Below are 10,480 nucleotides of genomic sequence, written 5' to 3'. Positions count from 1 at the left end.
GTCAGGCCACCTTCTCGGCCACGCGCAGCGTGGCGCTGCGCGCGCGCGGATTGCGCGCGACTTCGTCGTTGCCGGCGCGGAAGCGGCCGATCAGTTTCATCGTCGGCTTCGGCAGCTGGTCGGCACGCAGCGGCAGGTTGCGCGGTGGCTGCGGCGGCGAGGCCTGGTCGGCCATGTAGCGTTTGACGATGCGGTCTTCCAGCGAGTGGAAGGAAATCACCGCCAGCCGGCCGCCCGGTCTGAGCGCGGCCAGCGCCTGCGGCAGCACTAGCGACAGCTCTTCAAGCTCCTGATTGATGAAAATCCGTAGAGCTTGAAAGCTGCGCGTCGCCGGATGCTGGCCCGCCTCGCGCGTGCGGACAGCGGCCGCCACGATCTGGGCAAGCTGGTATGTGGTGTCGACAGGCCGCTCGCTCCGAGCAGCAACAATCGCCTTTGCAATCGCTGAAGCAAACCGTTCTTCGCCATAGTCCCTGATGACCTCCCTGATGTCTGCTTCGTCGGCGCGGGCGAGCCACTGCGCCACTGTTTCGCCCCGGCTGGTGTCCATGCGCATGTCCAGCGGTGCGTCCTGCCTGAAACTCATGCCGCGCGCAGCTTCGTCGAGCTGCGGTGACGACACGCCGATATCGAGCAGCACGCCATCCACGCCGTGCACGCCCAGTTGTTCGAGTACTGCACCCATTTCCGCGAAGCGCGCGTGCACCAGCGTGAAACGCGGGTCGGTGATGGCCTGGCCGGCTGCGATGGCGGACGGATCGCGATCGAGCGCGATCAGCCGGCCGCCTGGACCCAGGCGCGCGAGCAGCGCGCGGCTGTGCCCGCCGCGACCGAAGGTGCCATCGACGTAAACGCCATCGGGACGCACCGCCAGTGCGTCGAGCGCCTCGGCGAGCAGTACGGGGATGTGTTCCATCTCAACCCCGCCCGAACTTCTGCGAGGAAGGAAGCGCCGCCCGCCGGGCCGCCCAATGTGCAGGCGTAGCGCCGTCGGAGGGCAGCGAACGAAGTGAGCGTGGGGGCACGACAGCCGCCCGCCGGGCCGTCCCAAGGGCGAGCGCAGCCCCCTCGGGGGGCAGCGAACGAAGTGAGCGTGGGGGCAACATTCTCAGAGCCTGAAGGAACTGATGACTTCAGACGGCAGGGGCACTGCGCCCTCGCGGGCGTCACGTGCAGCGGCCTCGGCGTTCCAGCGGCCTTCGTCCCACAGTTCGAAGCGGTTGCCGCGGCCGACCAGCATGACGCCCTTGGTCAGGCCGGCGCGTTCGCGCAGGTCGGCGCCGAGCAGCAGGCGGCCGGCGCGATCGATGGATTCGTCGCGCGCATTGGCGGTGAAGCTGAGCTTGAAATCGTTGCTGGCCTGATCGAGGTCGGGCAGCTGGTCGAGGCGGGCGAGCAGGGCCTCGAATTCGGGCAGCGGATAGAGAAGGATGTGCTCGCGGGTGCGCGCCGTCATCACCACCTCGCCCTCGCACATGTCCATCAGCTTCTTGCGCGGACGAGCGGGGATGACGATGCGGTGCTTGTCATCCATGGTGAGGCGGGTCGTCCCGTAGAACATGCGCGTGCCCGTGTGAGCCCGTCAGCAGCGACGGGCTGGAGTGGCGGTCAGAGTTGTCTTTCCCACAATCACTCCACTTCTTATCCAATATTGCTCCACTTTAGCCATCAAGCAGCGGGTGGTCAATAGCTGGAATGCGCCAAATCTATTTCTGCAACAAGGACTTAGCGGTAATATTCCACAAAGTCGTGAAATAAAAACCCTTTGTTTTTAATGGGATAGAAAATGAACTGAATGTGGGGTGTGAGCAAATGCCCGCGCCATGCCGGTTCGTGGGGCGAAGTGGACGAAAGTGGGGCGGGTGTGCAGCCGAGTGGGGGAAATGCGGGAGACGGACCGGGCAGGAGTGGAAGTCCGCCTGTAAGCCGGGTTCTGTTGTGCGCGAACGCACCGGCAACCATTCATCTGGGCGACGTGTTACCACGCCGCTCGAGCAGCCTACCCGGAAGCGACGCGAGCCGCGTCATGGCTTCCCTATTTGGCCTTGCCCCGGATGGGGTTTTGCATGCCGTGCACGTTGCCGCACACGCGGTGGGCTCTTACCCGGCGTTGCCGCCCGCCCAAAGGCGCACCATTTCAACCTTGCCTGTGCCTTGCGGCCATCGGCGGTATGTTTTCTGTTCCACTTTCCGTCGCCTTGGGCCGCGCTTTCACGCGGCTTGCTGCGCCCGGCCGTTAGCCGGCATCCTGCTCTGCGGGGCCCGGACTTTCCTCCGCGCTTGCGCGCCGCGGTTGCCCGGCGGACTTCCGGCGCGGATTCTACCGCACCGCAACCTGCAGTCCCGGACTATCAGGCGTTTACCGGCTCGGCCGCCGCCTTGTGCAGCGTCGCGAACGTGTCGGCGTCTACCGCTGCGCTGAACAGGAAGCCCTGGAACTCGTCACAGCCCTGCTGCAGCAGGAAGTCGCGCTGCGCCGCGGTCTCGACGCCCTCCGCCACGACTGACCGCTGCAGGCTGTGCGCTAGCGCGACGATGGCGCGGGCGATCGAACAGGCGTCCGTCTCGTCGGGCAGATCGGCGACGAAGGCGCGGTCTATCTTGATGCAGTCGATCGGGAAACGCTTCAGGTAGGCGAGCGACGAGTGGCCGGTGCCGAAATCGTCGATGGCAATGCGCACGCCGAGCGCGTTGAGTGCGTGCAGCAGCTTGACCGAACGCTCGGGGTGATCCATCAGCAGGCTTTCGGTGATTTCCAGCTCCAGCGCGTCAGCCGCCATGCCGCTGTGTTCGAGCACGCGGCCGACCTGGTCGGCAAAGCCGCGATCGCCCAGCTGACGGGCCGATACATTGACCGACACGCTGATCGGCGGCAGCCCGGCCTGGCGCCACGCGGCGTTCTGGCGGCAGGCGGTTTCGAGCACCCACAGGCCGATCGGCACGATGAGGCCGGTTTCCTCCGCCATGCCGACGAACTGGCCCGGCGGCAGCAGGCCGCGCTGCGGGTGCTGCCAGCGCAGCAGCGCTTCGCAGCCGACGACGCGCGCCGCGCCGCCGGCCACGCGCACCCGCGGCTGGTAATGCAGGACCAGTTCGCCGCGTTCCAGCGCCTGGCGCAGATCCGCCTCCAGCGCCAGCTGCTGCGACGAGCGCCGGCTCATGTATACCGAGTAGAACTCGTACTGGTTCTTGCCCTTTTCCTTGGCGCGATACATCGCGAGGTCGGCGTTCTTGCGCAGGGTCTGCACGTCCTGACCGTCGGTCGGGTACTGACTGATGCCGATGCTGGCGGTGACCGAGTAGTCGCGCTCGTCGATGGCGATCGGACGACCGATCTGTTCGAGTACCTTCTGCGCAACGGCAGCTGCCTCACTGTTGGCTTCGATGCCTTCGATCAGCACGACGAACTCGTCGCCGCCGAGGCGGGCGACGATGTCGGTGTCGCGCAGCGAGGCGCGCAGGCGCTGCGCCACCTCGACCAGCACCAGATCGCCGGCGTCGTGCCCCAGCGTGTCGTTGATGATCTTGAAGCGGTCGAGGTCGATGAACATCAGCGCGAGCCGCGTGTCCAGCGCGTGTGCGGCGACCAAGGCGCGCTGCAGTTCAATCTGGAACAGCGCGCGGTTGGGCAGGCCGGTCAGCTCGTCGTAGTGGGCGAGCTGGCGAACGCGCTCCTCCGCGTCGCGGCGTTTGGAGACGTCCATCACCGTGCCGTCGATGACGACCACCTGGCCGCTGGCGTCGCTGACCGGATTGCCGCGCTCGTGTATCCAGCGCTGACCGCGGCCCGGGACCTGGATGCGGTACTCGGCCTCATACGGCCGGCCCTCGCTGCGCGCCGCCTTCCATGCCGCTTCGATGCGACCGCGGTCGGCATCGGCGATGCGGTCGAGATAGTCGCCCCAGGCGGGCATCCAGCCGCCGTCGTCGCCTCCCAGCATGCGCCGCGCCTGGTCCGACCACTCGGTCTGCCCACGATCGACGCGGTGCGACCAGCTGCCCACTTCGGCGAGGCGCTGAGCCTCGCGCAGGCTGGCTTCGCTCGTTCGCAGATCGAGTTCTACCTGCTGCGACTCGCGCAGCATGCGTCGCGTCAGCATCACGCCGACGACCAGCGACAGGCTGCTGACCACCAGCATGGCAACATTCAGGCCGCGGTGTATGCGGCGCGAAATGTCGCCGAGTGTCCATGAGAAGCGGACGGCCACTGACTCCAGTGCGTCATTGAGCTGGCGCACGCGCAGCGTCAGCACCGTGCGCTCGTCGGCCGTCAGGCCGCCTGCGTTGATCTGGCTGTGGGCGACGCGCGCCACGGCGTCGATCTCGCCGATCAGCCGGTCGCCTTCGGTCCACAGATCGATCGCCTCGCGCATCGGTGGCGCCCAGCGGAACCAGACGAACAGCCGGATCAGGCTGGGCACGTCGCCTGCGTCGTTGCCGCCATCGAGGAAGCCTTCGGCTGCGGCAGCGCGGTCAGGGTCCGGTCGGTCGAGCGCTTCGCGTGCCCGGCGGTCACCGAGCGTAACGCCGATGTTGCGGCGGTAGTCCGCGTAGTCGGCCTGGTCGCCCGAGGCGACGTAATCGAGCAGGTGCATCACCGCCGCCTTCTGCCCCTTGCTCCACAGGCTCTCGCCGCTGACATAGGCGCGGGCGCCGGACATGATTTCCATGCTCAGCGCGGCCAGCGCCAGCAGCAACAGCACGATGGCGATCAACGGCCACAGCAGGAACAGACGATTACCAGGCGACAGGCTGCGCGCGTTCGCATCCGCGCGGGGGCGGAGGCGTCTGTCGTTCGGGATCTGTTTGGGCTGCGGGGTGTCGGCGGACGGCAAATGCGCCTCCTGCATGTCCTGATGCTGATGGGCAGTCTAGCGCGCTGGCGCTTCGGCGCGCATCGTGCATGGCGATTTCATGCGCCGGACCCGGCTGCAGTCCGTGATGCCTTTCACATCGTCCGGCCGTTCCGGCCAAGGCTCAAGATTCGCCGCTCGGCGGCCGTTCAATACAGGTCGCCCGAACCCCGCTGACCTTAACGTGCCGATGCGCTCGCTGTTCCATTTCGGTCGCCATGTCGCCCGCCACTGGCCGGCCTACCTGCTGCTCGCACTGACAGCCGGACTGCTGGCGGCCGATCTGTCGCATCTGTTCGGCGCCGCGGTACGCGCGCGCTCTGCGGGGTCCGGCGTCGCGCTGACGCTGGTGCCGACCCTGATCGCCTGCGTCGCGCTGTGGGCGGCCGGGACGAGGCTGGACGCCACACGGCGCGAACTCGATCACCTGCACGGCGTGCTCGAACGCGCGCAGACGCTTGGACGTACCGGCACCTGGGAACACGAGGCAGGGGCTTTCGACTGGTCGCCGCGGGCGCTCGCCATTCTCGGGCTGGACGCGACCCGCGTACGCGGTTTCGATGATCTGCTCGGCCACGTCGCCGTCGAGGACCGGGGACAGCTGGAGCGAGCCTGGCGCGCCGCGCTGGCAGGTGCGCGTCACCGGACCGAGGTCTGTCTGACCGACGGGCGGGGTGATGTGCGCCGGATTCTGTTCGAGGGCCGTCTGGAGTCGGGGCAGGAGGGCGACACGCCTCGCCTGGCCGGCATCGTTCAGGACATGAGCGAGCCTTACCGGATGCAGGGCGAGTTGCGACGCGCGATGCGCTACCAGCGGGCGCTGCTCGACAATTTCCCCTTCATGGTGTGGCTGAAGGACCGCGATCTGCGCTTCCTTGCCGTCAACCGGCCGCTGGCCGAGGCCGGCGGGCTGGCCCACCCGGACGATGCGCGCGGCCTCGACGACGACGATCTGTGGCCGACCGAGCAGGCGATCGCCTATCGTGTCGAGGACATCGAGGTATTGCAGAGCCGGGCACCCAAGTATTCGGAGTCGGTCATCGACAGCGGTGATCGGCGCCACTGGTTCGAGGCATGGACGGCGCCGGTGCTGGACGAGGACGGCGGCTTGCTGGGCACGGTCGGATACGCGCGCGACATCAGCGAGCGCAAGCGCGTCGAAGCCGCGCTGGCACGCAGCCGCGACCAGTTCGCGATGCTCGGCCGGCTGCAGGCGCGCTTCATTGCCGGCGAGCCGGCGGATGCGGTGTTCGCCGACATGCTCGACATCCTGTGCGAGCTGTCCGGCTGCGACGACGGCTTTCTCGGCGAAATCGCCCGCGACGCGAACGGCACTGCGCACATCGGCCTGCTGGCCTGCCGCGAGACCGACTGGCTCAGCGAGCGCGCCGACCTGATCGAAGGCGTGCTCGGGGCGAGCATTCACGGCTGCTCGTCGGGCAGCATCGTCGCCGCCGGCGCCGACTCGGCGGCCGGGCGCGGCCTGATCTGCGTTGCCGTCACCCGTGGCGAGCACCTGACCGGGCTGATCGGCCTGGCGGCCAAGGACGGTCGTATCGACGACGAACGTCTGGCCAGCGTGCAGGCTGCGGCCAGCACCTTCGGCCTCATTCTCGAAGCCGGCCTGCGCGAACGGGCGCGTCAGCATGCCGAAGCCGAACTGCTGCGCCACCGCGACCGGCTGACCGAGCTGGTCGAGATGCAGCAGAAGGACAGCGCTGCCGCGCAGCGCACGGCCGAACTGGCAAATGGCGCGAAGAGCGCCTTCCTCGCCGGCGTGTCGCACGAACTGCGCACGCCGATACACGCCATTCTGGGCTTCGCTCGCATCGCGCTGCGCGACCGCCCTCCGTTGTGCGACGTCACTCGCCACCGCTTCGGAGTGATCCGCGAAAACGGCGAGCGACTGCTGGCTCAGGTCGACGAACTGCTCGACCTGTCGCGCCTGGGTGCCGGCACGCTGTGCCTTCAGCGCAGCCTGTTGGCGCCGCGCGAGCTGCTTGACGAGGCCTTGCGTGCCTGTGCCGGCCGACAGCAGATCAACGTGACGCCGCACGCCGGCGGCGACGGCATGATGATCGACGCCGACCCGGTACGGCTGCAGCAGGCTCTGCGTACCTTGCTCGAACACGCGCTCCGCCGCTCGTCGGCGGGCAGCCAGGTCGGCGTGCTCGTGTCGCCCACGTCGCGTGACGGACACAGCGGCGTCACGGTCAGTGTGCGCAGCAAGGGACTGCGCATGACGGAAGCGGAGCTGGACAGCCTGTTCGATCCGTTCGGACCTGCCGCGACGCAGCGTCCGCCAGGCGGTGGAACCGGCGCCGGCCTCGCCATCTGCCGCGAAATCGTCAGCCTGCACGGCGGCCGGGTGGAGGCCCGCGCGGCGGATGCGACCGACGGGGCCGAAACCTTGCTCCAGATCGATGTCTGGCTGCCGGCCGCCTCGTGCGACGAGGTGGAGCGCCTCAGTGGCGGCCGAGCAGCGTCCGTGCGGCCTGATCTCCCCACCACGCCGCCTCTTCGAACAGCGATAGACCGCTGACATCCGCGTGGGCGTGCAGCACGCGCCCGCCGCGGTCACGCAGCGCGCGCGCCGGCGCGTCGATGAAGCCCGGTTGCGGTATCGCCATCGCGTGCGCGCGCAGCACCAGTTCTACCGCCCGGATGCGCCGACGCCAGCGGGCGTCGTAGGCGAGGTCGAGGTCGGCGAGAGCGAGGTCCAGCAGTGCCGCGTCGTCAGCCGAAGCCAGCCAGCGGCGTGCCTCGGCTGCGTCTGTCCAGCCCGACTGGTAAGCAGTGAATACGGTTGCCGGTGGCCGAGCGACACGGGTGAGCTGGTGGGTAGCGACCACGTAACCGAGGCCGCGACCTTCGTGCACTACGTTGTCCCAGGCCAGGTCGACGCCAGGTCGCTCGTGCGGAAAGCCATCGAGCAGCACGTTGGCGACCAGCCAGGGCGCGGTTGGCGGCAGCGCTTCGCGTGGCAGGCTGGCGGTCAGTTCGGGGTCGATCCGGCGGGCGACATGCAGCGGCATCGCGCAGATCGCGTGCTCGGCTTGCAACAGCAGGCTGCGTCCGTCAGGCGCGAGTACCGTGATGTTCACCGCGCTGCGACCGTCGCGCAGTCGGACGGCGTGTCCGGCCACAGTCCGCGTGTTGCCGAGTCGCGCGCGCAGGCCGGCGGTCAATGCCGACAGGCCTTGCGGCCAGGTCAGTACCGTGCCGGCTTCCGCGTTGCGGGCTTCGCCGCGCCGGCTGCAGAAGTAGTGCAGGCCGGCCCAGGCCGAGATCTCGCCGGCCGGCGCACCGTAGTCGTCGCGCATCGCGTAGTCGATGTAGCGGCGCAGCGCCGGGTGGCGATGCGACTGCGCGTCGAGCCAGGCTGCGAAGCTGACGCGGTCGAGCGCGCGCAGTGCGACATCACGCGAACAGGCGGCCAGCGGCACGGTGAAGACGAACAGGCCGTCGGTGCCGCGGTGCGCAGCCCAGTCGCGCATCGCCGCCTCGAAGCGGTCGGCTGCGGCGACGTCGTCCGCCGTCGAACGCGGCAGCAGGCCTTCGTGCCAGAGGCCGCCCGCGAACGTGCGTTCGGCGGCCGGATGGACCAGAGCCTGTTCGTCGTACTCGGGCGCGGCGGCGCCCGGGGCGCCGTACAGCACGCCGAGATCGGCCAGCATGTCGCGCACGTGAGTCGCCTCGCGGCCGGGCAGCGGCAGGTAGTGCGCACCGCGCGGGCAGGCGATGCCGCCGAGCGCACCCGCGGCCGCATTGCCGTCGGGCTCCGGACCGTCGACCAGCACCACGTCGCGCTGCCCTTCGCGCGCCAGCCGCCAGGCGGCGGTCAGCCCGGCAACGCCGGAACCGAGAATGGCGACCGCGCAGCGCAGTTCGCCGGATGGCGTTGGCAGCGCGGCAGCGTCGCGCAGAGCGTGGCCCTCGCGCATGCCCGGCCGCAGCACGCTGATCGCGGGCGGCGTGCGCACATCGCCGCAGGCGGCGAACAGCGGCAGACTGGCAGCCGCGGTCAGGAAGCTGCGTCGCTTCATCGCATCTGCCGCGACCAGTCTTCTTCGAAGTAATGCACCAGCATCTGCGTGTTCAGCCGGTTCGGCTCGACCGCCGGCGCGCGCATGTCGGGCGGGAAGTCGAACATCTGCGCCAGCGTGGGTGCGTCGAGATGGCGCAGTCCGGCCGGCAGGGCGAGCGGTGGCAGGTAGCCTGCGTCGCGGCCGGCGATGATGAAGCCCCAGTCGCCGAAGCTGGGCACGCTGGCGTGATAGGGCGCGGTGTGCAGGCCGGCCTCGCGCAAGGTGGCGTCCACGCACCAGTAGGCGCGCGGCGCGTACCAGGGCGAGGTGGACTGCACGACGAGCAGTCCGCCGGGTGCCAGATGGCGCGTCATCAGGCGGTAGATCGGTACCGCGTACAGCTTGCCCAGCGCGTAGTGCGACGGGTCAGGGAAGTCGGCGACGATGAGGTCCCAGCCGGGACCGGGCGCGGTCTCCAGCCACTGTGCGGCGTCGGCATTGACGGTGCTCACGCGCGCGTCGCGCAGTGCGTAGGCATTCAGCGCGGCCAGATCGTCGGTATCGCGGAACAGGCGGGTCATCGCCGGGTCGAGTTCGACCAGCGTCACCTGCTCGACCTGTGGGTACTTCAGCACTTCGCGCACCGCCAGACCGTCGCCGCCGCCCAGCACCAGCACGCGCTTCGCGTGTGGCAGCGCGGCCAGTGCCGGGTGCACCAGCGCTTCGTGGTAGCGGTGCTCGTCGCGGGTGGAGAACTGCAGGTTGCCGTTCAGGTAGAGCCGGGTGTCGTCCTGCCAGCGGGTGAGCACGATGCGCTGGAAGGGCGTGGTTTCCTGATGAACGATGACGTCGCCGTAGAGGCCGGCCTCGGCCGCATCGGTCAGCTTCTGCGCCCAGGCCAGTGCGCCAAGCAGCACCGCCAGCACCAACCAGCCGCGCAGCATCAGCGCGCGCGCCTGCGGCAGTTCCGCGCGGTAGCGACGGGTCACCCACAGACCGATGCCGGCGTTGAGCAGGCCGAATACCACGGCCGTGCGCGCCAGTCCGAGCAGCGGTGCGAACACCAGCGGGAACAGCAGCGACACCGCCAGCGCACCGAGATAATCGAAGGTGAGCACCTTGCTCACCAGTGCCTCGAAAGCCTGCTTGCGCTGGTGCAGCAGGCGCATCACCAGAGGGATTTCCATGCCGACGAGTACGCCGATCAGCAGCACGATGGCGTACAGCGACACGCGGAAGGGGCTGCCGGCCCAGGCATAGATCAGGAACAGCGCGCAGGCCGACAAGCCGCCGAGCAGGCCCACCATCAGTTCGATGTCGATGAAGCGGGCCAGCACCACCTTTTCGTCTACATACTTCGACAGGTGGGAGCCGATGCCCATGGCGAACAGGTAGGCGCCGATGATGGTCGAGAAGCGCAGCACCGATTCGCCCAGCAGATAGCTGGCCAGCGCACCGGCAATCAGTTCATAGGCCAGTCCGCATGAGGCGACGACGAAAACCGCGACGATGAGCCCGGGGTGGTGTGAGCCAGCGTCCGTGCCGCGTGTCTCGGTGCCATGCAGATCGGGTTCGGGGCGGGATTGCGGCGGCATGGGG

The 10,480-nt window shown here is 68.7% G+C and carries 6 protein-coding genes and 1 other RNA gene; 1 reads left to right on the top strand and 6 read right to left on the bottom strand.

The window, feature by feature from the left end; translation table 11 throughout:
* Window position 1 precedes the first annotated feature (1 nt).
* From rsmH to WDZ97_RS10255, 4 genes are all read right to left on the bottom strand, one after another.
* Window positions 2-916: a 16S rRNA (cytosine(1402)-N(4))-methyltransferase RsmH gene (gene rsmH / locus WDZ97_RS10270; protein WP_020163729.1), complete on the bottom strand. Its 915-nt coding sequence runs from the start codon at window positions 914-916 to the stop codon at window positions 2-4.
* A gap of 192 nt (window positions 917-1,108) precedes the next feature.
* A complete protein-coding gene (mraZ, locus tag WDZ97_RS10265) occupies window positions 1,109-1,561 on the bottom strand; it encodes a division/cell wall cluster transcriptional repressor MraZ (protein ID WP_019919286.1) in 453 nt (150 codons plus the stop codon).
* Window positions 1,562-1,906: 345 nt separating this feature from the next.
* Window positions 1,907-2,309: RNase P RNA component class A (gene rnpB, locus WDZ97_RS10260), an RNA gene on the bottom strand.
* 42 nt (window positions 2,310-2,351) lie between these two features.
* The gene (locus WDZ97_RS10255; RefSeq protein ID WP_425762677.1) at window positions 2,352-4,850 is read right to left on the bottom strand and encodes a putative bifunctional diguanylate cyclase/phosphodiesterase; all 2,499 of its coding nucleotides are present in this window, start codon (window positions 4,848-4,850) and stop codon (window positions 2,352-2,354) included.
* Between the two features lie 193 nt (window positions 4,851-5,043).
* Here WDZ97_RS10255 and WDZ97_RS10250 point away from each other — a divergent pair, with 193 nt between their 5' ends.
* Window positions 5,044-7,395 (top strand): PAS domain-containing sensor histidine kinase, encoded by a 2,352-nt coding sequence (locus tag WDZ97_RS10250; RefSeq protein WP_425763011.1) that lies wholly within the window; start codon window positions 5,044-5,046, stop codon window positions 7,393-7,395.
* Here the strand turns inward: WDZ97_RS10250 and WDZ97_RS10245 are convergent.
* Together WDZ97_RS10245 and WDZ97_RS10240 are read right to left on the bottom strand one after the other, a co-directional pair.
* Complete coding sequence (locus WDZ97_RS10245; protein WP_425762676.1) at window positions 7,319-8,899, bottom strand: NAD(P)-binding protein; 1,581 nt, start codon at window positions 8,897-8,899, stop codon at window positions 7,319-7,321. The two genes, WDZ97_RS10250 and WDZ97_RS10245, sit on opposite strands and share 77 nt — an antisense overlap.
* Complete coding sequence (locus WDZ97_RS10240; RefSeq protein WP_425762675.1) at window positions 8,896-10,476, bottom strand: polyamine aminopropyltransferase; 1,581 nt, start codon at window positions 10,474-10,476, stop codon at window positions 8,896-8,898. Before WDZ97_RS10240 ends, WDZ97_RS10245 begins: the two co-directional genes overlap by 4 nt.
* Between the last annotated feature and the right edge of the window lie 4 nt (window positions 10,477-10,480).

The organism is Methyloversatilis sp. MC4-4, assembly GCF_049843555.1.
GTDB classification, from domain to species: domain Bacteria; phylum Pseudomonadota; class Gammaproteobacteria; order Burkholderiales; family Rhodocyclaceae; genus Methyloversatilis; species Methyloversatilis discipulorum_B.
The sequence above is the reverse complement of the archived record's forward strand: the minus strand, read 5'-3'. Positions and strand labels throughout refer to the sequence as shown.